Source organism: Streptomyces sp. NPDC005925 (genome assembly GCF_040638805.1).
Classification (GTDB): domain Bacteria; phylum Actinomycetota; class Actinomycetes; order Streptomycetales; family Streptomycetaceae; genus Streptomyces.
This window is the reverse complement of sequence record NZ_JBEXVL010000029.1, coordinates 1-21,046: the sequence shown is the minus strand read 5'-3', so window position 1 is coordinate 21,046 and position 21,046 is coordinate 1. Positions and strand designations below refer to the sequence as shown.

Genomic DNA, 21,046 nt, shown 5'->3' with positions numbered 1-21,046 from the left:
TCCCGGACGTCACCGAACGCCACCCCCCGTTTGCGTTCGGCAAGCTTTTGCGCGTCGCGCCCGGACGTCAGGCCACGGCCCCATAACGAGGTGGACAGAAGGGTTTTCCCGGCAGGTCTACGCGCGTTACTCTGCGGCGGAACCCAGCGCCGTAGCTGTGAGCTGTACCGAGCTGTACCGTCCGGCGCCAGTACGACAGGAGCACCACACATGCGCCGGATTTCCCGGATCACGATCGCGGGCGCGGCGACCGCCTCCCTGGCCCTCGCGCTGTCCGCCTGCGGCGGGACCTCGACCTCCGACTCCTCGGAGCCGAAGGACGACAAGGGCCTCGCGATCGCGTACGACGTCGGCGGCAAGGGCGACCAGTCCTTCAACGACGCGGCCTACGCGGGCCTGGAGAGGGCCGCGAAGGAGTTCGGCTACAAGACCGCCGACATCGAGCCCACCGAGGGTGAGACCGACGCCGACAAGCAGCAGCGCCTGGAGTCGCTGGCCAAGCAGGGCCACAACCCGGTGATCGGGGTGGGCTACGCCTACGCCACCGCCCTCAAGGGTGCCGCGGAGAAGTTCCCGAAGACCACCTTCGGCATCGTGGACGACTCCACCATCGAGGCGAAGAACGTCGCCGACCTCGTGTTCTCCGAGGAGGAGGCCTCCTACCTCGCCGGTGTCGCCGCGGCCAGGAGCACCAAGAGCAACGTCGTCGGCTTCGTCGGCGGCGTGGACATCCCGCTGATCCACAAGTTCCAGGCGGGCTTCGCGCAGGGCGTCAAGGACACCAACCCCAAGGCCAAGGTGCTCGCGCAGTACCTCACCCAGACGGCCGAGGAGGGCGGCTTCGCCAGTCCCGACAAGGGCAGGACGGCCGCCGAGGGCCAGATCGAGAAGAAGGCCGACGTGGTGTACGCCGCGGCCGGTCTGTCCGGTCAGGGCGTGATCGAGGCCGCCGCCGCCAACAAGGTGTGGGCGATCGGTGTCGACTCCGACCAGTACCGGCAGGAAGCCCTCGCCAAGGTCAAGGGCTCCATCCTGACTTCGGCGACGAAGGACGTCGCCAAGGCGGTCTACAACCTGGCGAAGTCGGTCGAGGACGGCCGGCCGCAGACGGGTATCGTCAGGGGCGATCTGAAGACCGGCGAGGTCGGCCTCGCCGACTCCAACCCGGAGTTCAAGGGGAACACCGAACTCCAGAAGGCGGTCGCCGAGGCCAAGGAGAAGATCATCAGCGGCGAGATCAAGGTCAAGAGCAGCTGACAGCACGACTGCGAGCAGCGTGCAACCCCGGGGCCACGTCCGCTCGACGGGGTACGGGGAGGGTTGCTTCCCGCGCCCCGTTGTCCCGGTCTCACCCCATTCGATGCCGTAGGGGCGCTACGCGCGTAGCCGACCCCCGTCCCCAGGAGAGTACGCCATCAAAGCGTCCAGCAGCCCTCCGGCCGGAGCGGCGGCAGGCGGTACGACCGCCGTCGAGCTCGCCGGGATCACGAAGCGATTCCCGGGTGTCGTGGCCAACCACGACATCCACCTCACCGTCCACAGGGGCACCGTCCACGCCCTCGTCGGCGAGAACGGCGCCGGCAAGTCGACGCTGATGAAGATCCTCTACGGCATGCAGAAGCCGGACGAGGGCACCATCAGCGTCGGCGGCCAGCAGGTCGCCTTCTCGTCGCCGGCCGACGCCATCTCCCGCGGCATCGGCATGGTGCACCAGCACTTCATGCTCGCCGACAACCTCACGGTGCTGGAGAACGTCGTCCTCGGCAGCGAGAAGCTGCACGGCATCGGCGCCAGGGCCCGCCGCCGGATCAAGGAGATCTCCGAGCGCTACGGCCTCGGCGTGGAGCCCGACCGCCTGGTCGAGGAACTCGGCGTCGCCGCCCGCCAGCGCGTGGAGATCCTCAAGGTCCTCTACCGCGGCGCCACGACCCTCATCCTCGACGAGCCGACCGCCGTGCTCGTGCCGCAGGAGGTCGACGCGCTCTTCGCCAACCTGCGCGAACTGCGTGCCGAGGGCCTGTCCGTCATCTTCATCTCGCACAAGCTGGGCGAGGTTCTCTCCGTCGCCGACGAGATCACCGTCATCCGGCGCGGCACCACCGTCGGCACGGCCGTCCCCGCCGAGACGACACCCCGTCAGCTCGCCGAGATGATGGTGGGCAGCGAACTGCCCACCCCGGAGACCGCCGAGTCCACGGTCACCGACCGGGCCGTCCTCGCCGTCGACTCGGTGCGCCTGACGGCGCCCGGCGGCAAGGCCGTGCTGGACGACATCACCTTCACCATCCACGCCGGCGAGATCCTGGGCATCGCGGGCGTCGAGGGCAACGGCCAGACCGAACTGGTCGACGCGCTCATCGGCCTGAGGGCACCCGAGTCCGGCACCATCCGGCTGGCGGGCGAGGAGATCACCCACTGGCCCACCCGCAGGCGCCGCGAGGAGGGCATCGGCTACATCCCCGAGGACCGCCACCGCCACGGCCTGCTGCTGGAAGCGCCCCTGTGGGAGAACCGCATCCTCGGCCACGTCACCGAGAGGCCCAACGCCAAGGGCATCTGGCTCGACCCGAAGGCCGCGCAGGAGGACACCCGCCGGATCGTCACCACGTACGACGTCCGCACCCCCGGCATCGACGTCACCGCCGCCTCGCTGTCCGGCGGCAACCAGCAGAAGCTGATCGTCGGCCGCGAGATGAGCCACAAGCCGCGCTTCCTCATCGCCGCGCACCCCACCCGCGGTGTGGACGTCGGCGCGCAGGCCGCGATCTGGGACCACATCCGCGAGGCCCGCCGCGAGGGACTGGCCGTGCTGCTGATCTCCGCCGACCTCGACGAGCTGATCGGCCTGTCCGACACCCTCCGCGTGATCTACAACGGCAGGCTGGTCGCCGACGCCGACCCGGCCACCATCACGCCCGAGGAACTCGGCTCGGCCATGACGGGCGCCGCGAGCGGCCATCTGGAGCACGAAGAAAGTCCCGGATCCGGGACGTCCGGGAAGGACGAGGCCCGCTGATGAAGAAGTTCGAGAAGGAGCGCGTGCTCCTCGCGGTGGCCGGTCCGGTCATCGCGCTCGCGGTGGCCTTCGTGCTCAGCGCGATCGTGCTGGTCGCGTCCGGCAAGAACCCCGTCGAGCCGTTCACCCTGATGTTCGAGCAGGCGTCGTTCTCCGACATCCAGGTCCTGATCGTCAACCAGGCCTCGATGTACTACATCGCGGCGCTCGCGGTCGCCATCGGCTTCCGCATGAACCTGTTCAACATCGGTGTCGACGGGCAGTACCAGCTCGCCGCCATGATGGCCGCGATCGTCGGCGCCCACGCGAACCTGCCCGGCGCCCTGCAGGTCCTGCTGCTGATCCTCACCGCCATGTTCACCGGTGCCTTCTGGTCCGGCATCGCCGGCGTCCTCAAGGTCACCCGCGGCGTCAGCGAGGTCGTCGCGACGATCATGCTGAACGCCATCGCCACCTCGGTCATCGCCTACCTCTGGCTTCCGGACGTCTTCGGCGTGAAGGTCGGCAACAACAACACCACCGGCGAGATGCACGAGTCGGGCTGGGTGCCGGGCATCGACATGGGCGACGCGGGCGAGATCTACGGCCTGGTGCTCCTCGCGGTCGTCCTCGGCGTCGGCTACTGGGTCGTCCTCAACCGCACCCGTTTCGGCTTCGACCTGCGCGCCTCGGGCGCCTCGGAGACGGCCGCCGCGGCCAGCGGCGTCGACCCCAGGCGGATGACGCTCACCGCCATGCTGATCTCCGGCGCCGTCGCCGGTCTCGCGGGCCTGCCGATCCTGATGGGCGGCACCCACACGTACAGCCTGAACTTCCCCACCGGCATCGGCTTCCTCGGCATCGGCATCGCCCTGCTCGGCCGCAACAGCCCGGTCGGCATCGCGTTCGCCGCCCTGCTGTGGGCCTGGCTCGACAAGGCCTCGCCCGAGCTGGACTTCCACGGCTACGACAAGGAGATCGCGGTCATCATGCAGGGCCTGATCGTGCTCTCGGTCGTCGTCTCCTACGAGGCCGTCCGCGAGTGGGGCCTGCGCCGCCAGCAGCGCCGCGTCGGCGCCGAACTCGCCGCCGGACACGTCCTCGGCGCCACCGACAACACCCAGAAGGAGGTGGCTGGCCGATGACCACGTCCCCGACCTCGGCGCTCGACGTCAACCAGCCCTCGCTGCGGCCCGCGGCACCGACCGGCCGCCGCCTGTCGCTGCCCGTCCTGCTGCTGATCATCGTCGGAGCCCTGGCACTGACGTCGATCGTCCGCATGATCACCGACGCGAACGGCATCACCAACGTCAGCCAGATGTCCACCGCGCTCCAGCTCGCCGTGCCGATCGGCCTCGCCGGCCTCGGCGGTCTGTGGGCCGAGCGCGCGGGCGTCGTCAACATCGGCCTCGAGGGCATGATGATCCTCGGCACCTGGTTCGGTGCCTGGGCCGGCTTCCAGTGGGGCCCCTGGACCGGCGTCCTCGTCGGCATCGTCGGCGGCGCCATCGGCGGCCTGCTGCACGCCCTCGTCACCGTCACCTTCAACGTCAACCACATCGTCTCCGGTGTGGCCATCAACATCCTCGCCCTCGGCGCCACCCGCTACCTCGCGCCCCTCGCCTTCGAGGGCCACCCGGGCGGCTCCGCCAAGCAGTCCCCGGCCGTCGACTCCCTCGGGCACTTCACGGTGCCCGGCCTCTCCGACGCGCTGCGCGACCTCAACGCCAAGGGCTGGTTCTTCGTCTCGGACGCCGCGGGCCTGCTCGGCGGCCTGGTCACCAACGTGTCCTGGCTGACCCTGGTCGCCGTCGCGCTGATCCCCGGCACCTGGTGGGTGCTGTGGCGCACCCCGTTCGGCCTGCGGCTGCGCTCCTGCGGCGAGAACCCGATCGCGGCCGAGTCCCTCGGCGTGAACGTCTACAAGTACAAGTACCTCGCCGTGATCATCTCCGGCGGCCTCGCCGGACTCGGCGGTGCCTTCCTCGCCATCGTCGCCAACCCCTTCTATCTGGAGGGCCAGGTCAGCGGGCGCGGCTACATCGGCCTCGCCGCGATGATCTTCGGCAACTGGATGCCGGGCGGCCTCGCCATCGGCGCCGGCCTGTTCGGCTACACCGACAGCCTCAACCTGCGCGGCGGCTCCGCCAACGTGCACGCCCTGCTGCTGCTCGGCGCGATCCTGCTGGTCATCGGCGCGATCTGGCTGCTGGTCCGCAAGAAGTACGTCCAGGCCGCGATCACCGTGGTCGTCGGCGCCCTCGTCTTCGCCTGGTACGCCGGCACCAACGAGGTCCCCAACCAGGTCGTCTCCGCCACGCCCTACGTCATCACCCTGGTCGTGCTCGCGCTGTCCGCGCAGCGGCTGCGGATGCCGAGGGCGGACGGCATGCCCTACCGGAAGGGGCAGGGCACGTGAGCGCCGACGCCGACTGGGACGGCCTGCGCGCCGCCGCCCGGGCCGCCATGACCCGCGCCTACGTCCCCTACTCGGACTACCCGGTCGGTGCCGCCGCCCAGGTCGACGACGGCCGCACGGTCACGGGCTGCAACGTCGAGAACGCCTCGTACGGCATCGGGCTGTGCGCCGAGTGCGGGCTGGTCTCGGAGCTGGCCCGCACCGGCGGCGGCCGGCTGACCCACTTCACCTGCGTCGACGGCCGCGGTGACGTCCTCGTCCCGTGCGGCCGCTGCCGCCAGCTGCTGTACGAGTTCGGCGGCCCCGAGCTGCTGCTGGAGACCCCGGAGGGAATCCTGCCGCTGTCCCGGATGCTGCCGCAGGCCTTCGGACCCGAGTACCTCGGCAAGTAACGACCCCCAGTCCGTGTCCGCACAGGGGCGTCCGCCTCACGACGCCCGGCCGCCCTCGCACCGCGCCGCCCGAAAGCCCCAGTACGGCCGAGTACGCCGGCTCCTGGGCGGCACGCCGTGAGCAACGCCGCACGGCCGCCCTCCGGGCGACGCCACCGTGCGGACACGACCTGGGCCCCTCCCGCGCCGGCACCCCGCCGGACACCCGGAGGGGCCGCGCCCTTTTCGCAGCACCCGGAAGGAAGTCATGGCCATGGACGCCATCTCCGTCATCCGCGCCAAGCGGGACCGCGGCGAACTCAGTGACGAGCAGATCGACTGGGTCATCGACGCGTACACCCGCGGGGAGGTCGCCGACGAGCAGATGTCGGCGCTCGCCATGGCCATCCTGCTCAACGGCATGAACCGCCGTGAGATCTCCCGCTGGACGGCGGCGATGATCGCCAGCGGGGAACGCATGGACTTCTCCGCCCTCACCCGCCCGACCGCCGACAAGCACTCCACGGGCGGCGTCGGCGACAAGATCACTCTGCCGCTGGCCCCGCTCGTCGCGGCCTGCGGCGCGGCCGTCCCGCAGCTCTCTGGCCGCGGCCTGGGCCACACCGGCGGCACCCTCGACAAGCTGGAGTCCATCTCCGGCTGGCGTGCGCTGCTCTCCAACGAGGAGATGCTGCACGTCCTGGACACCACGGGCGCGGTGATCTGCGCGGCGGGCGACGGCCTGGCCCCCGCCGACAAGAAGCTGTACGCGCTGCGCGACGTCACCGGCACGGTCGAGGCGATCCCGCTGATCGCCTCCTCCATCATGTCCAAGAAGATCGCCGAGGGCACCGGCTCCCTGGTCCTGGACGTGAAGGCCGGTACGGGCGCCTTCATGAAGACCGTGGAGGACGCCCGCGAACTGGCCGCCACGATGGTGGGCCTGGGCACGGACCACGGAGTGAGGACGGTGGCGCTCCTGACGGACATGTCGACCCCCCTCGGCCTGACCGCGGGCAACGCCCTGGAGGTCCGCGAGTCGGTCGAGGTGCTGTCCGGCGGCGGCCCCGCGGACGTGGTCGAGCTGACCCTCGCCCTGGCCCGCGAGATGCTGGACGCGGCGGGAGTGAAGGGCGCCGACCCGGAGAGGGCCCTGGCCGACGGCTCCGCGATGGACGTCTGGCGCCGCATGATCACGGCCCAGGGCGGTGACCCGGACGCGCCCCTGCCCACGTCGAGGGAACGGCACGTGGTGACGGCGGGTGCCGCGGGCGTCCTGACGCGCCTCGACGCCTACGACATCGGCATCGCCGCCTGGCGCCTCGGCGCGGGACGGGCGCGCAAGGAGGACCCGGTGCAGGCGGCGGCGGGCGTCGAACTCCACGCCAGGCCCGGCGACACGGTGAAGCAGGGCCAGCCCCTCCTGACCCTCCACACCGACACCCCCGAACGCTTCGCCTACGCACTGGAGTCGGTCGAGGGTTCCTACGACATCGCGCCCGAGGGCACGGAGTTCACGGCATCGCCGGTCGTGCTGGAACGCATCGCCTGACCTGAGGTTCCCTCCTGGGGGGTGAACGGGTCCGGCGGACCGGCGCCGGTCCCGTCCACCTGCCGGGAACCGGTGACGCGCCGACAGGGAACTCCGGCGGGCCCTCCAGCCGCCCCTTGCCTCCGACTCGTCGTCGGCACCGGCGAGTCCGGCCCTCGGGGGACACCAGCGAGTTCCCCGGGGCCCACTCACCCGAGCAGCGTCGCCACGACCACCAGCACCGGTACGGACGCCGTCGTCGACAGCAGGATCGCGTCGCGGGCCAGGGTCTCCGCGACGCGGTACTGACTCGCGTAGGTGTAGAGGTTCTGGGCGGCCGGGAGCGCCGAGGTGACCACCACGTCGAGCAGGGCGGCGCCGTGCAGGCCGAACACGTGGGCCCCGAGCGCCCAGGCGGCCAGCGGCTGGACGACCGCCTTCAGGGTGACCGACAGCAGTACGGCACCGCGGTCGGAGCCCCGGCCGGGCACCGCGCTGCCGCGCAGGGAGATGCCGAAGGCCAGCAGCACCGCCGGGACCGACATGTTGCCGATCAGCGTCAGCGGGTCCAGCACCGGCCCCGGTATGTCCAGGCCGACCGCCGACACCGCCACTCCGGCCAGCGTCGCCACCGCTATCGGGTTGCTGAGCGGACTGAGCAGCCGCCGCCACATCGGGCCCTCGGCGCCCGCGCCCGACAGGTCGAGGACCGTCAGCGCGATCGGGTTCAGCACCACCAGCTGGAACAGCAGCACCGGCGCCACCAGCGACGCGTCGCCCAGCACATACACGGCGATGGGGATGCCGAGGTTCGCGGAGTTGACGTAACTGGAGCACAGCGCGCCGATGGTGGTGCGGCCCACGCCCCAGCCGCGCACGACGCCCACCGCGACGAACACGCCGGCCGCGGCTGCCGTACTCAGCGCCGTCACCAGCAGCCGGCCGGAGAAGATCACCGACAGGTCGGCCCGGGCCAGGAGGGTGAACAGCAGCGCCGGGGACGCCACGTAGAAGGCCAGCTTCGTCAGGACCTCCTGGCCGTGCACGCCCAGCCAGTCCCTGCGGCCGATCACATAGCCCACGCCGATCACGACGGCGATCACGGCGAAGCCGCTCAGCACGCCCTGCACAAAACCCCCTTGACGGGCAGAACGGCATGACCGGACGCGGGTGGACGTGATCCGAGGGGCATGTGCCAACCCTCCGGGCAGAGCCGGGCACCGGTCAATGTGATCTTCACTGCGGCGCGCGATCGGTACCGGGGCGGAGCCCGGGGCGCCCCGGCCGGGCGCCGGAGCGGCGTCCACCCGGTCCCGCCCCGGCCGGGCACCGGAGCGGGACCGGGCGGACGCGATGAGTTACGGGCCCGGCCCCGGTCTACCGTTCGTGGACGCCATGACACCCGCCGTACTCGTGCTGTCCGGCCCTGTCACGCGCGCGGAGCTGCCCCGGCTGAGCGCCGAGGTGAGCGCCCTGCTGCGGGACACCGGGGCCGCGACGGTCGTCTGCGACGTCGGCGGGCTGGGACCTCCGGGTCTCGCCCACGTCGACCTGCTGGCCCGGCTCCAGCTCGCCGCCCGGCGGGCCGGCGGGCGGATCAGACTGCGCTCGCCCGACCCGGCTCTGACGGCGCTACTCGGCCTTGTCGGCCTCGGCTTCGAGACGGAGGGGCAGCCCGAACAGCGGGAACCACCTCTGGGTGTCGAGGAAGCAGTGCAGTCCGGTGATCCGCCCGTCTGAGATCTCCAGCACCTGCAGTGCCCACGGTTCGAAACCGCCCTGCTCCGGGTCCGGCTTGTAGTGCGCGAAACCCGGCAGCCCGTTGACCTCGACGAGCCGCAGCCGCGACCCCGCGCAGGACGCGCCGAGGGTCGTCATGAAGCCGGCCATGTCCGACGGGCCGAGCAGCCACAGGTCGAACGGCGGCATCGTCATGATCGCGTCCTCGTGCAGCAGCGCCGTCAGCGCCGTCATGTCGTAGCCCTCGAAGGCCTCGACATAGCGCTCCAGGAGCTTGCGCTGCTCGTCGTCCAGCGGGTCGGACACGGCCGCGTCGGCACCCCGGTCGCCCTCCCGTTCGGCGAGGGTGGCGCGGGCGCGCTGCAACGCGCTGTTGACCGACGCGACCGACGTGTCGAGCAGCTCGGCCACCTCGCTCGCCCGCCAGGCCAGCACCTCGCGCAGGATCAGCACCGCCCGCTGCTTCGGCGGCAGCTGCTGCAGGGCCGCCATGAACGCGAGCCGGATCGACTCCTTGGCGACCGCCGCCTCCGCCGGGTCCTCGACCGTCGGCAGCACGCGCGCGTCGGGCATGGGCTCCAGCCAGGTGTGGTCGGGGCGGGGCATCAGGGCCGCCTGGGCGAGCGGCGTGGCCCCAGAGAGGTCGACGGGCCGGGCGCGCCTGTTGCCCGCGCTCAGCATGTCCAGGCACACGTTCGTCGCGATGCGGTAGAGCCAGGAGCGCAGGCTGGAGCGGCCCTCGAACTTCTCGTGGCTGCGCCAGGCCCGCATCAGCGTGTCCTGCACCGCGTCCTCCGCCTCGAAGGACGAGCCGAGCATGCGGTAGCAGTAGCCGGTCAGCTCGGTGCGATGCTTTTCCAGCGCTGTGTCGAGTTCCGGTGCCGACGTACTGTTCGTCATGGTCCACCCACCGCTGCGTCCTGTCGCGCCTTTGCGCCCACCACTTCGGAAGCTACCGCAGCCCACTGACAACGGCCCGCCGTCCGAGGAAAAGGCCAGGTCGGAGCGGCGAAGGCCGCTACGGTACGCCGCCCCGGGGCGAGATCCGGCAACGAGACCGGGCTTTGCAGGGTGCCCGCCGGGCGCTCCTCACGCGGCCCTCCCGAGCCCCTCCCGCGACTGCGCGGCACGCGCCGCCCGCGTCCCCAGCACCGTGATCGTCACGACGCCGAGCACCGCCAGCAGGCCGACGCCGACCGTCCCGGCCCAGCCGCTGCCGTGGAAGGCGACCGCGCCGACCGTGCTGCCGGCGCTGGAGCCGACGTAGTACGCGGACTGGTACAGCGCGGACGCCTGGGCGCGCCCGTGCGTGGCCGTCCTGCCGACCGCCGACGAGGCGGCCGTGTGGCCCGTGAAGAAGCCCGCCGTGATCAGCACCAGGCCCGCCAGGACCAGCGGCAGCGAGTCCGCCAGGGAGAGCAGCAGGCCCGCGGCCGTGGTGCCGCCGGCCGCGTACAGCGCGCCCCGGCGGCCCAGCCGGCCCACCAGGCGTCCCGCGGTCGAGGCCGACACCGTGCCGACCAGGTACACCAGGAAGATCGAACCGACGATGCCCTGCGGCAGCCCGAACGGTGCCTGCGTCAGCCGGTATCCGATCACCGTGTAGACGCCGCCGAACACCGTCATGAACAGGGCGCCGATCGCGTACAGGCGGCGCAGCAGCGGGTTCGACAGGTGCTCGCGGACCGTGCGGGCCAGCACGCGCGGGCGCAGCGAGCCCGGCCGGAAGTGCCGCGGTGCGGGCAGCAGCACGCGGAAGGCCAGCGCGCACGCCACCGCGATCACGCCGATCACGCCGACGGCGACCCGCCAGCCCCATTCCTGCGCCACCCAGCCGGTGACGACCCGGCCGCTCATCCCGCCGACGCTGTTGCCGGCCACGAACAGGCCGATCGCCGAGACCAGGGCCCGTGGCGTGACCTCCTCCGCGAGGTACGCGGTGGCCGACGCCGGCAGTCCGGCCAGCGCCGCGCCCTGCACCGCCCGCAGCGCCACCAGCGCGGTGAGCGAGGGCGCGAACGGCACCAGCAGTCCGACGGTCACGGCCACGGCGAGGGACGCCGTCATGACCGTACGCCGTCCGTACCGCTCCGACAGGACGCTCATCGGGAGGACGAAGACCGCCAGGCCGCCGGTCGCCCCCGCCACGGTCCAGCTCGCGTCGCTCGCGCTCACGCCGAACTCGCCGGAGATCAGCGGCAGCAGCGCCTGCGTGGAGTACAGCAGGGCGAAGGTCGCCACGCCCGCGAGGAACAGGGCGAGGCTCATCCGGCGGTAGCCCGGTCCGCCCGGGCTCACCCGGGAGTCGGGGGAGGCGTCGGGGGGAGAGGGGACGGAGGCAGCGGCGTCCACGGTGGTGGACGCCCCGGTACTGGCGGGAGTCATGGAACGAACGTACGAAGGCCCGACCGATCCGTCCAATGCATGGAATCGCCATAATCATTCCCATGGCACATCAGCACAGGTCACGGCCCCGCCCGTCACAGCCCGGTGACACAAAGAACGCAGAAGACACGGCAGGCACGGCAGGCACGCGACCCCCGTCGTCCTCGGCGGGCGCGGCGGCCCCGGCCGACATGTCGCGGCTGCTGGCACCCCGCCTCGCCCACTTCGCCGGCGTGGCCCGCACCGAGCACGTCACGCGGGCGGCCCGGGAGATGCGGGTCCCGCAGTCCACGCTGTCGCGCGCCATGGTCCGCCTGGAGCAGGACCTGGGCGTCGACCTGTTCGCCCGCCGCGGCCGGAACGTGTCCCTCACGCCCGCCGGACGCGCCTTCCTCACGTCCGTCGAGCGGGCCCTCGCCGAGATCGAACGCGCCGCCGAGGAGGTACGCGCCGACGCCGACCCCGCCACCGGAAAGGTCGCGTTCGGCTTCCTGCACACCATGGGCGCCGAAACCGTCCCCGGTCTGCTCCACGCCTTCCGCGCCGACCACCCGCGCGTCCGCTTCAGCCTCGTCCAGAACTACGGCGAGGCCATGCTCGAACGCCTCCGCGCCGGAGAACTCGACCTGTGCCTGACCTCGCCGGTCCCGGACGCCCCCGACCTCGTCGCCCGCCGCCTGGACGAGCAGAAGCTGCGCCTGGTCGTCCCCGCGGACCACCGCCTGGCCGACCGCAAACGGGTCCGTCTCGCGGAGGCCGCCGAGGAGACCTTCGTGACCCTGGAGCCCGGCTACGGCCTGCGCCGCATCACCGACGACCTCTGCGCGGAGGCGGGCTTCAGACCCCGGGTGGCCTTCGAGGGCGAGGAGGCGGAAACCCTGCGCGGCCTGGTGGCGGCGGGCCTCGGCGTCGCCCTCCTGCCTCCGCCGGCCGTCCCCCGCCCGGGAGTGGCGGAACTGACGGTCACGGCCCCGCGGGCGGTACGGGAGATCGGGGTGGCCTGGCTGGACGGCCACCCGGACACGCCCCCGGTGGCGGCCTTCAAGACGTTCCTGCTGTCCCGCAGGGGCAGGCTGCTGCCGGACTGAGGACGCGTGCACCCACGGGGGTGGCGGCGCTCATCGCCGCAGCGTCGCCCCGAACCCCGACGCCAGCGGCATCCGCAGCCCTATCGGCGGCGGCGCGGCGAACGCGTCCTCCACCGGCCGGGAGAACGGCCGCCCGAACAGCGCCCCCATCACGAAGTCCTCGGCCAGTGCCAGCACTTCGTCCCGGTACTGGTGCAACCCGTGCCGGTCGCCGTGCACTTCGAACCGGCACACGTCCCGGTTCGCCTTCTTGGCCCGCGCCGTCAGCCGGAACGACAGTTCCGGGTCGGCCCGTTCGTCGTTCGTGCCGTGCACGACCAGCACCCGCCGCCCCGCGAGCTGCCGCACCGGTTCCTGCTCGGCCGCCACTCCGTCCTCCGGCAGCCAGGGTGCCACCGCCAGCGCGGAGTTGACCGCCGCGTGACCGGCCGCGCGCAGCGCCGCCCGCCCGCCCATGCCGACGCCGACGAGGCACAGCGGGACATCGCCGTAGCGTTCCACGGCACTGTCGGCGGCCCATTCCGCGTCGCGCGCCAGACGCGCCTCGCTGCCGTTCCAGCCCCGGTAGCGGTAGTGCACGACATGCGCGGCGAGCCCGTCCGGGCGGCCCGCACGGGCCAGTCGCCGCCCCAACGCCCGTACGGACGCGGCCGCGAGGAACGGTGCGGGTCTGCGGCCCGACGTCTCGTCACCACCGGGGAGCAGCAGCACCACCCCGCTGACCGCTGTCGGCTCCGGACCGAACGCCCGTCCCAGCCGGGCCGTGCGAACCGGTGTCGCTTGCTGTGCCATGACAGAACATTGTCAGAAGAGCGCCGGTGCGCGGCCAGTGCTCCGGGTCACTGTTGCGTATCGGCGTACTCCGCGGCCCCCGCCCGCCCGGCACGGCGATCCGGCGGGAACCGCCAGGCAAACCGGACCCACCGCCCACCCAGCGATCTACGCGCGTAGGAGGTAAGGTGCGCCCATGACGAGCCAGACCACCGCGAAGACCCCGGCACCGGACCAGATCCGCCGGGCGCCCAAGGTTCTGCTGCACGACCACCTCGACGGCGGACTGCGCCCCGGCACGATCGTCGAACTCGCCCGCGACAGCGGGTACACCCAGCTTCCCGAGACCGACCCGGACCGGCTCGGCACCTGGTTCCGGGAGGCCGCCGACTCGGGCTCCCTCGAACGCTACCTGGAGACGTTCTCGCACACCGTCGGCGTCATGCAGACCCGCGACGCCCTCGTCCGGGTCGCCGCCGAGTGCGCCGAGGACCTCGCCGAGGACGGCGTCGTCTACGCCGAGGTGCGCTACGCCCCCGAGCAGCACCTGGAGGGCCGCCTCACCCTGGAGGAGGTCGTCGAGGCCGTCAACGAGGGCTTCCGGGAGGGCGAGCGGCGCGCACGGGAGAACGGCCACCGCATCCGGGTCGGCGCCCTGCTCACCGCGATGCGGCACGCCGCCCGCGCCCTGGAGATCGCCGAACTCGCCAACCGCCACCGTGACCTGGGCGTCGCCGGCTTCGACATCGCGGGCGCCGAGGCCGGCTACCCGCCCACCCGGCACCTCGACGCGTTCGAGTACCTCAAGCGGGAGAACAACCACTTCACGATCCACGCCGGCGAGGCCTTCGGGCTGCCGTCGATCTGGCAGGCCCTCCAGTGGTGCGGCGCCGACCGGCTCGGGCACGGCGTGCGGATCATCGACGACATCCAGGTGCAGGACGACGGCACGGTCACGCTGGGCCGCCTCGCGTCCTACGTCCGGGACAAGCGCATCCCGCTCGAGATGTGCCCCAGCTCCAACCTCCAGACCGGGGCCGCCGCCTCGTACGCCGAGCACCCGATCGGACTGCTGCGCCGGCTGCATTTCCGCGCCACGGTGAATACGGACAACCGGCTTATGTCCCACACCAGCATGACCCGGGAATTCGAGCACCTCGTCGAGGCGTTCGGCTACACGCTCGACGACATGCAATGGTTCTCCGTTAATGCGATGAAATCAGCATTCATCCCTTTCGATGAACGACTTGCCATGATCAATGACGTGATCAAGCCCGGATATGCCGAGCTGAAATCCGAATGGCTGTTCCAGCAGACCGCGTCCACCAGCGACTCTTCGGAGTCCGGCGACTGATCCGGGACATAGTGGAGACCGAATGCGCGGACGGCGTTCACAAGCCGTCCGCATTTCGGTGATTGCGGCGGACGGTATCCAATGTTTACGGTCGTGGACCACCGCTCAGTTCCCCGCAACCCCATTTCGAGGACGCATTTCATGAAGCAGTCTGCTGCCAAGACCCTCGGTGTCGCCGCCCTCGGTGCCGCCTTCGCCGCCGTCGGCGCGGGCGCGGCCAACGCCGCCCCGGCCGTCCCGGAAGCGGGCCAGGCGCTGGGCACCGTCACCCACTCCGTGCCGGCGCAGAAAGTCTCCGGGGCGCTGCCCGTCGCGAGCGGTGCGCTGGCCACGGGCCACAACGCCCTCGGCTCGGGCCTCGCCGCCGCCAGGCCCTCCCTCGAGCAGGCCCTCGCGGGCGGCCCGGCCGCACCGGTCCACAACCTCATCGGCGGCCTCCCCGCCGGCCAGGCACTGCCCGGCCAGGGCGTCGGCCTCAACGGCCTGCCGCTCAACTGACGCGGCCTCCCGTCACGCGCCGATGGGCGCACCCCGCGGCCGGGGGTGCGCCCATCGGCGTGAGTACGACGTAGGGAGGTGGACGGAAAGTCACCAGGCGGGGCGGGCCTTCTCCTCCGACGGCAGCAGAATCCACAGCGCGATGTACAGCAGGAACTGCGGGCCGGGAAGCAGGCACGACACCAGGAAGATGACGCGCATGGTCGTCGCGGAAGTGCCGAAGCGGCGGGCGAGCGCGGCGCACACGCCGCCGATCACGCGGCCTTCGGTCGGTCGGACGGGGCGGTTCATCGCGGCTCCTTCGTGGTTGCGCACCCCAGGGGTGCGGCGGCCGGAGGCCCCTGAACGGCTGCCTCGTATGTCTTCCACGGTACGGAGACCAAAGGGAGAAAGCGTCGCTCTACGGTGCGATGCCGACCCTGGGAATCGTCGGGGTGCGACCCGGAGGGGCCTCGTCCTGCCGGACGCCGACGCCGCCGTACCGCTCCGCCCTGCGGCGGACCCACGTCCGGCCCGCGGGCACGACCGCCAGATGCGCCAGCGCCACGCCCGCCGTGTTCAGCAGCAGTGAGTCGACGTCCACGACCTGCCCCGGCACCCCGGTCTGCACCAGCTCTATGCCCAGCGACAGCAGGGCGCCCGCGGCGACCGTACGCGCCAGGGAGGCCAGCGGCACCACGGCCGGCCTGCCGTTCGCCATCGGCAGCAGGACACCCAGCGGCGCCAGCAGCGCCATCTTCTCCCCGATCCGGCGGGCTGCCTCCGGCCAGCCGAACGCCAGGTCCGCGCGGATCCCGGCGAACGGGCGCAGATTGGCGGGCATCACCCACGGGACGTCCAGGGGCCGCAGCGCGAACCAGGCGACGAACACGAGATGGGCGACGAGGAGGACACTTCCCGCCACGCGGATGCGATTCGCGGCGCTGTCGCCGTCGGAGCCTTGACGCTGCACGCCCCCCAAGACGCGGCCCGCGACGGAATCGGTTCCGCCCCGGGCCCCGGTACGGGCATGAGGCCTGCGCCACATTCGACGCCGGTCCCAGGCGGCCAGAGCCCCCGCCAGGCCCGGTCAGTCCTCGACGACCTCTCCCGACGGGGGTTCCGCACTGCCCGGCCGGACCCGCACCTCGGTCGTGCACTCGTACCGGCGGGGCCGCTCGGCCCCCGGACCGCCCAGGATCACCGAGCCGTCGCCCCCGGCCGCGGCCGAGTCGGAGAACGTACAGATGATCTGGGCGAGGGCGTACGACGTGAGGTCGCCGGGCGAGGCGCTGATTCGCAGCGTGTCGTCCGGGTCGCCGGCGCGCGGCCCGCTCACCCTCATGCCGTCCCGCACGTCCGTGCTGTACCCGGCCTCCTTCTCGGCCGGTGACGGGGTCGCCGCGAGCTCGTCGAGCAGCCCCTGCGCCACCAGCACCCGCCGTTCGAAGTCCGCCGCGCCCTCCCGGACCCGTACGGTCCTGTCGACGGTCACCATCGACGAGCCGCACAGCAGGAACACCTGCACGGCCATGCCGTGCGCGCCCGGTTCCGTGGCGTCCGGCTCGGCCGGTGAACAGCGCGCCTGCGACGGCGCCGGACCGAAGTCCGTCGGCACCTGGGTGGCCCGGATGCCGCACCCGGCGAGCACCCCGGCGAGCAGCGGCAGCGCGAACAGCCCGCGTACGTTCATCGGGTGCCCCCTTCGGACCCCTCGCCCTTGCCCCCGCCGGGGCTCCCGCTGCCGGGACCGGCGGCGGTACCGGCGGGCGCGTCGGCCCCGCCGTTCTCGTCGCCGCCCGCCGGGTCCGTGTCCCGGGGCAGCAGCAGCGTGAACACCGCGCCGCCCTCGGGGGAGTTCTCCGCGGTGATCTCGCCGCCGTGGATGTGCGCGTTCTCCCGGGCGATGGACAGGCCGAGACCGCTGCCCTCGGACCGCGGCCGGGACGCGCTCGCCTTGTAGAACCGGTCGAAGACGTGCGGCAGGACGTCCTCCGGGATGCCGGGCCCGTGGTCGCGTACGGCGATGACCACCGAGTCGTCCGCCTCCCGCACCGACACCCGCACCGGGAAACCCCCGTGCTTGAGGGCGTTGCCGATGAGGTTCGCGAGGATTACGTCGAGCCGGCGCGGGTCCAGCCGGGCCACGATGCCGCGCTCGGCGTCCAGGTCCACCGCGTCGAGCCACGCACGCGCGTCGATGCACGCCGTGATCTGGTCGGCGACGTCCACGTCGTCCTGCACCAGCCGGGCCGTACCGGCGTCGAAGCGGGTGACCTCCATCAGGTTCTCCACGAGGTCGTTCAGCCGCCGCGTCTCGCTGACCACCAGCCGCACCGCCGGCTCGATCATCGGGTCGACGCTGCCGCTCTCGGAGTCCAGCTCCTCCTCCAGCACCTCGGTCACCGCGGTGATCGCGGTCAGCGGCGTACGCAACTCGTGCGACATGTCCGCCACGAACCGCCGGGACGCCGCCTCCCGCCCCGCCATGTCCTCGACCCGCTTCTCCAGGGCCTCGGCCGCGCTGTTGAAGGTCCGTGACAGATCGGCCAGTTCATCGGTGCCCGACACCCTCAGCCGGGTGTCCAGCTTGCCCTCGCCGAGCCGCCGCGCGGCCACCCCGAGACGGTGCACCGGCTTCAGCACCGTCGTCGCGAGCGCCTGCGCGAGCAGCGCCGAACCGATCAGCGCCAGTCCCGTGGCGATCCCCAGCGACCAGGCCAGCGAGTTGAGATCCTTCGCCTCCGGTTCGAGGGACTTGAGCATGTAACCGGTCACGTCCCCGCCGATCACCCTGCTCCCGGCCACCAGATACGGGGTACCGCCCTCGCCCACCCGCTGCCAGAACAAGTGGTACGACTCCCTGTTGGCCGCCGTGACCTGCTGCTTCTCGTTCACCGCCGCGCGCAGCGACCGCGGCACGTCCTGCAGCGAGAAACCACTCAGCCCGCCCGAACTGCCGTACACCGCGCGCCCGTCGGAGTCCCGCGCCACCAGCAGCACGCTGAACCGCTCGCTGCTGTTCGCCATCTGCCCCGCGGTGTGCTGCAACTCGTCCTGCGTCGGACGCTCGGGCAGCACCCCTGCCCGGTTCTGCATCTCCTGCTGGAAATCGCGCAGCACCGCGTCCTGCGTACGGGTCAGCACCGCCTCCCGGTTCAGCCAGTACGCGATCGCCGACGCCGACACCGCCGCCGTCAGCGCCACCAGGCCGAACACCACCACCAGCCGCAGCCGCAGGCTCGTGAAGCGCAGCCGCGACCAGACTCCCCTGCGCGCCGCGGCCCAGCCGCGGAGTCCCCCTCGCCGCTTCGTCACTGAGGCGGATCCAGGCGGTAGCCGACACCCCGCACGGTACGGATCAGCGTCGGGGACGACGGCACGTCCTCCACCTTGGCGCGCAGCCGCTGGACACAGGCGTCCACCAGCCGCGAGTCACCCAGGTAGTCGTGCTCCCACACCAGCCGCAGCAACTGCTGCCGCGACAGCGCCTGCCCCGGCCGCCGGCTCAGCTCCAGCAGCAGCCGCAACTCGGTGGGCGTGAGCTGCAGATCCTCGCCGTTCTTCGTGACGGTCATCGCCGAGCGGTCGATGACCAGGCTGCCGAACGTCGCCGAATCGCTCGACTCCCGTTCGCCGCGCCGCAGCACGGCCCGGATCCGCGCGTCCAGCACCCGCCCCTGCACCGGCTTCACCACATAGTCGTCGGCACCGGACTCCAGCCCGACCACCACGTCGATGTCGTCGCTGCGCGCGGTCAGCAGGATGATCGGCAACTGGTCGGTGCGCCGGATACGACGGCACACCTCGAACCCGTCGATACCGGGCAGCATCACGTCCAGCACGATCAGATCCGGCCGCTGCTCGCGCAGCAACTTCAGACCGTCCTCTCCGCTCGCAGCGGTCGCCACGCGGTGTCCCTGGCGCGTCAGTGAGAGCTCCAGGGCCGTACGGATGGCGTCGTCGTCCTCGATCAGCAACAGGGAAGGCACGGGGCTCATTCTGGCTCATGGGGGCTGGGGATACGACTCCTGGAACGCTCCCGTGCTTCCACCGCAACCGATCAGTGCCCGTCCTACGTCTGCGTAGCCGGGAAGCGCCCGTGAGTGATCGAACCACCCCCGTCCCTCCCCTCCCCACGGGGCCACCCCCTGTGACAGGTCTGTGACAGTCGACGGACACCGTCATGAAGTGACGGCGGCAAGCTTTTCGGCAGGCACCACAGCAAGCCGAAGACCGGAAGTCCACGACGGGGGGCGCGAGATGAACACGCTGCACGGCATCAGCACCAGCGCAGTGATCACGCGTCTGCACGACGTGCACCGGAGCAACGAGAAGTCCGGTGCCGTGAGCGGGCGGGGGTGCGCTCGCGGCACCGGGCGTCAGCACGCCGCGATCATGACGGTGGTGGACGCGAAAGCGGGGGAGACGCTCGGGGGAGCCGCGCACAGGGAGGAACCGGGGGAGCGCCGCTCGCTGTCGGAGGCGGAGTTCACCGCCTACGTCCAGGAGCGCCGCGCCTCCCTGTACGCCACCGCCTACCACCTGACCGGCGACCGCTTCGAGGCCGAGGACCTGCTGCAGAGCGCGCTGTTCTCGACGTACCGGGCCTGGGAGCGGATCAGTGACAAGGCGGCCGTCGGCGGATACCTCCGCCGCACCATGACCAACCTGCACATCAGCGCGTGGCGCCGCCGCAAGCTCAACGAATACCCGACCGAGGAACTGCCGGAGACGGCCGGCGACACGGACGCGATGCGCGGCACCGAACTGCGCACGGTCCTGTGGCAGGCCCTGGCCCGGCTGCCCGAACTCCAGCGCACCATGCTGGTCCTGCGCTACTACGAGGGCCGCACGGACCCGGAGATCGCCGACATCCTCGGCATAAGCGTCGGCACGGTGAAGTCCAGCATCTGGCGCTCCCTGCGCCGCCTGCGCGAGGACGAGGTCCTCAGCTTCGGCCGTGACGAGGAGGACGCCTTCGGCGAGCTGGTGGCCTGAAGGTACCGCCCCGGGAGGGGCGGGGGACGGGGGAAACGGGAGGGGAACTGGGGAGTTCCCCACCCGGACGCCACACGGGGGACCTTCGGGACTCTCTCTCACGGGAAGCCCCGAAGGGGCCCTGCGGGACGGGGAACCGAGGGAGTGGGGGAGGGACGGGGGACAGCGGTCCCGTCGGGGGGCGGGGCCGCAGGGGACAAGCCCGAGGGGACACGGGAACAGAGGGGATACGGGGACCGGGGGGTCCACGGGGGTTCGCACGGGGGCAACGGGGGACCCGTCGACGGGGATCGGGGGATCCCTGGGGGAAGCACCAGAAGAAGCGGGACCGGTAGGGCCGGGGGGCCTGTCCGGTCCCGCTTCTCGTGGTTCGGCATGACGGACGTGGATCGCTCCGTGCAGCAGTGCCGCCTGCGCACTGACACGACGCGCGACGGCAATGCCCAGCGGCGTCTGGTGCGGTCGGGGCCCGGTCCATGGGTCCCGAGTCCGTTCGACGCGACGAGACGGACATGGCATCGCCGTACTGGTCGTCCGGCGATCCCATCCCGCATTCTTCTCCGCGCCGGGCGTGACAAGAGCAGCCAAGTCGCCGGTCAGTGCCCTGGCGCGCAGCGGCAGCCACGCGGCACCGGCAGCCGGGACGGGCGGCCGGCGAGCCGACGTCCCGGGCAAGGTGCATATCGGGCCGACGCAACCCTGCTGAGCCACCGTCACGCCCCGCCCCCGTGCCTCTCCTCCGTCGACCGACAAGCCTCGCCCACACTCACGACCACGATGCCGCTGGAAGCGCAGGCGGATGCCCGGGGGCCGGGGGCCCTAGGCACTGTCTGACAAACGATCTTGGGCGGGTTCGCGGAGCCAGAGGATGAGTGCCGCGAGGTGGAGTCCGGCCTTGTAGCGGGTGGCCAGTT

20 protein-coding genes are annotated in these 21,046 nt (G+C 71.9%); 11 read left to right on the top strand and 9 right to left on the bottom strand.

The genetic code is table 11. From position 1 onward, the window contains the following. Window positions 1-210: 210 nt before the first annotated feature. From ABZ354_RS24520 to ABZ354_RS24495, 6 genes are all read left to right on the top strand, one after another. Complete coding sequence (locus tag ABZ354_RS24520) at window positions 211-1,257, top strand: BMP family ABC transporter substrate-binding protein (protein WP_358660128.1); 1,047 nt, start codon at window positions 211-213, stop codon at window positions 1,255-1,257. Between the two features lie 157 nt (window positions 1,258-1,414). Beyond that, the gene (locus ABZ354_RS24515) at window positions 1,415-3,016 is read left to right on the top strand and encodes an ABC transporter ATP-binding protein (protein ID WP_358660216.1); all 1,602 of its coding nucleotides are present in this window, start codon (window positions 1,415-1,417) and stop codon (window positions 3,014-3,016) included. After that, window positions 3,016-4,140, top strand: coding sequence for an ABC transporter permease (locus ABZ354_RS24510; protein WP_358660126.1), 1,125 nt, complete (start codon window positions 3,016-3,018; stop codon window positions 4,138-4,140). Before ABZ354_RS24515 ends, ABZ354_RS24510 begins: the two co-directional genes overlap by 1 nt. Next, the gene (locus tag ABZ354_RS24505) at window positions 4,137-5,414 is read left to right on the top strand and encodes an ABC transporter permease (RefSeq protein WP_358660124.1); all 1,278 of its coding nucleotides are present in this window, start codon (window positions 4,137-4,139) and stop codon (window positions 5,412-5,414) included. The genes ABZ354_RS24510 and ABZ354_RS24505 overlap by 4 nt, the downstream gene beginning before the upstream one ends. Next, complete coding sequence (locus ABZ354_RS24500; protein ID WP_358660122.1) at window positions 5,411-5,806, top strand: cytidine deaminase; 396 nt, start codon at window positions 5,411-5,413, stop codon at window positions 5,804-5,806. The genes ABZ354_RS24505 and ABZ354_RS24500 overlap by 4 nt, the downstream gene beginning before the upstream one ends. A 253-nt stretch (window positions 5,807-6,059) precedes the next feature. After that, the gene (locus ABZ354_RS24495; RefSeq protein WP_358660120.1) at window positions 6,060-7,337 is read left to right on the top strand and encodes a thymidine phosphorylase; all 1,278 of its coding nucleotides are present in this window, start codon (window positions 6,060-6,062) and stop codon (window positions 7,335-7,337) included. 188 nt (window positions 7,338-7,525) lie between these two features. Here the strand turns inward: ABZ354_RS24495 and ABZ354_RS24490 are convergent, their stop codons facing one another. Next, the gene (locus ABZ354_RS24490; protein ID WP_358660118.1) at window positions 7,526-8,446 is read right to left on the bottom strand and encodes an AEC family transporter; all 921 of its coding nucleotides are present in this window, start codon (window positions 8,444-8,446) and stop codon (window positions 7,526-7,528) included. 223 nt (window positions 8,447-8,669) lie between these two features. On the opposite strand from ABZ354_RS24490, the gene ABZ354_RS24485 reads away from it, so the two are divergent. Next, entirely contained in the window at window positions 8,670-9,056 is a 387-nt protein-coding gene (locus tag ABZ354_RS24485; protein WP_358660116.1) for an STAS domain-containing protein, read from the top strand. Here the strand turns inward: ABZ354_RS24485 and ABZ354_RS24480 are convergent. Beyond that, window positions 8,949-9,956 (bottom strand): sigma-70 family RNA polymerase sigma factor, encoded by a 1,008-nt coding sequence (locus ABZ354_RS24480; protein ID WP_358660114.1) that lies wholly within the window; start codon window positions 9,954-9,956, stop codon window positions 8,949-8,951. The two genes, ABZ354_RS24485 and ABZ354_RS24480, sit on opposite strands and share 108 nt — an antisense overlap. Window positions 9,957-10,145: 189 nt before the next feature. Then, complete coding sequence (locus tag ABZ354_RS24475) at window positions 10,146-11,441, bottom strand: MFS transporter (protein ID WP_358660112.1); 1,296 nt, start codon at window positions 11,439-11,441, stop codon at window positions 10,146-10,148. Window positions 11,442-11,632: 191 nt separating this feature from the next. On the opposite strand from ABZ354_RS24475, the gene ABZ354_RS24470 reads away from it, so the two are divergent. After that, complete coding sequence (locus ABZ354_RS24470) at window positions 11,633-12,529, top strand: LysR substrate-binding domain-containing protein (RefSeq protein ID WP_358660110.1); 897 nt, start codon at window positions 11,633-11,635, stop codon at window positions 12,527-12,529. A gap of 30 nt (window positions 12,530-12,559) precedes the next feature. Here ABZ354_RS24470 and ABZ354_RS24465 read toward each other — a convergent pair whose 3' ends face one another. Next, entirely contained in the window at window positions 12,560-13,321 is a 762-nt protein-coding gene (locus ABZ354_RS24465) for an alpha/beta hydrolase (RefSeq protein ID WP_358660108.1), read from the bottom strand. A gap of 175 nt (window positions 13,322-13,496) precedes the next feature. Between ABZ354_RS24465 and ABZ354_RS24460 the strand changes: the two genes are divergently transcribed. Together ABZ354_RS24460 and ABZ354_RS24455 are read left to right on the top strand one after the other, a co-directional pair. Then, window positions 13,497-14,654: an adenosine deaminase gene (locus ABZ354_RS24460; RefSeq protein WP_358660106.1), complete on the top strand. Its 1,158-nt coding sequence runs from the start codon at window positions 13,497-13,499 to the stop codon at window positions 14,652-14,654. 141 nt (window positions 14,655-14,795) lie between these two features. Further along, window positions 14,796-15,152 carry an ATP-binding protein gene (locus tag ABZ354_RS24455; RefSeq protein WP_358660104.1) on the top strand — a complete coding sequence of 119 codons (357 nt, stop codon included), beginning with the start codon at window positions 14,796-14,798 and terminating at the stop codon, window positions 15,150-15,152. 90 nt (window positions 15,153-15,242) lie between these two features. Here the strand turns inward: ABZ354_RS24455 and ABZ354_RS24450 are convergent, their stop codons facing one another. The 5 genes from ABZ354_RS24450 to afsQ1 form a co-directional block, all read right to left on the bottom strand. Then, window positions 15,243-15,443 (bottom strand): PspC domain-containing protein, encoded by a 201-nt coding sequence (locus ABZ354_RS24450; protein ID WP_358660103.1) that lies wholly within the window; start codon window positions 15,441-15,443, stop codon window positions 15,243-15,245. 109 nt (window positions 15,444-15,552) lie between these two features. Beyond that, a complete protein-coding gene (locus ABZ354_RS24445) occupies window positions 15,553-16,104 on the bottom strand; it encodes a VanZ family protein (protein ID WP_358660101.1) in 552 nt (183 codons plus the stop codon). A gap of 117 nt (window positions 16,105-16,221) precedes the next feature. Continuing rightward, window positions 16,222-16,824: a hypothetical protein gene (locus ABZ354_RS24440; RefSeq protein ID WP_358660099.1), complete on the bottom strand. Its 603-nt coding sequence runs from the start codon at window positions 16,822-16,824 to the stop codon at window positions 16,222-16,224. Continuing rightward, window positions 16,821-18,449, bottom strand: coding sequence for a HAMP domain-containing sensor histidine kinase (locus tag ABZ354_RS24435; protein WP_358660097.1), 1,629 nt, complete (start codon window positions 18,447-18,449; stop codon window positions 16,821-16,823). Before ABZ354_RS24435 ends, ABZ354_RS24440 begins: the two co-directional genes overlap by 4 nt. Then, complete coding sequence (afsQ1, locus tag ABZ354_RS24430; protein ID WP_033272295.1) at window positions 18,446-19,123, bottom strand: two-component system response regulator AfsQ1; 678 nt, start codon at window positions 19,121-19,123, stop codon at window positions 18,446-18,448. Before afsQ1 ends, ABZ354_RS24435 begins: the two co-directional genes overlap by 4 nt. 271 nt (window positions 19,124-19,394) lie before the next feature. Here afsQ1 and ABZ354_RS24425 point away from each other — a divergent pair, with 271 nt between their 5' ends. Beyond that, window positions 19,395-20,132 (top strand): SigE family RNA polymerase sigma factor, encoded by a 738-nt coding sequence (locus ABZ354_RS24425; protein WP_358660095.1) that lies wholly within the window; start codon window positions 19,395-19,397, stop codon window positions 20,130-20,132. The last annotated feature ends 914 nt before the right edge of the window (window positions 20,133-21,046 follow it).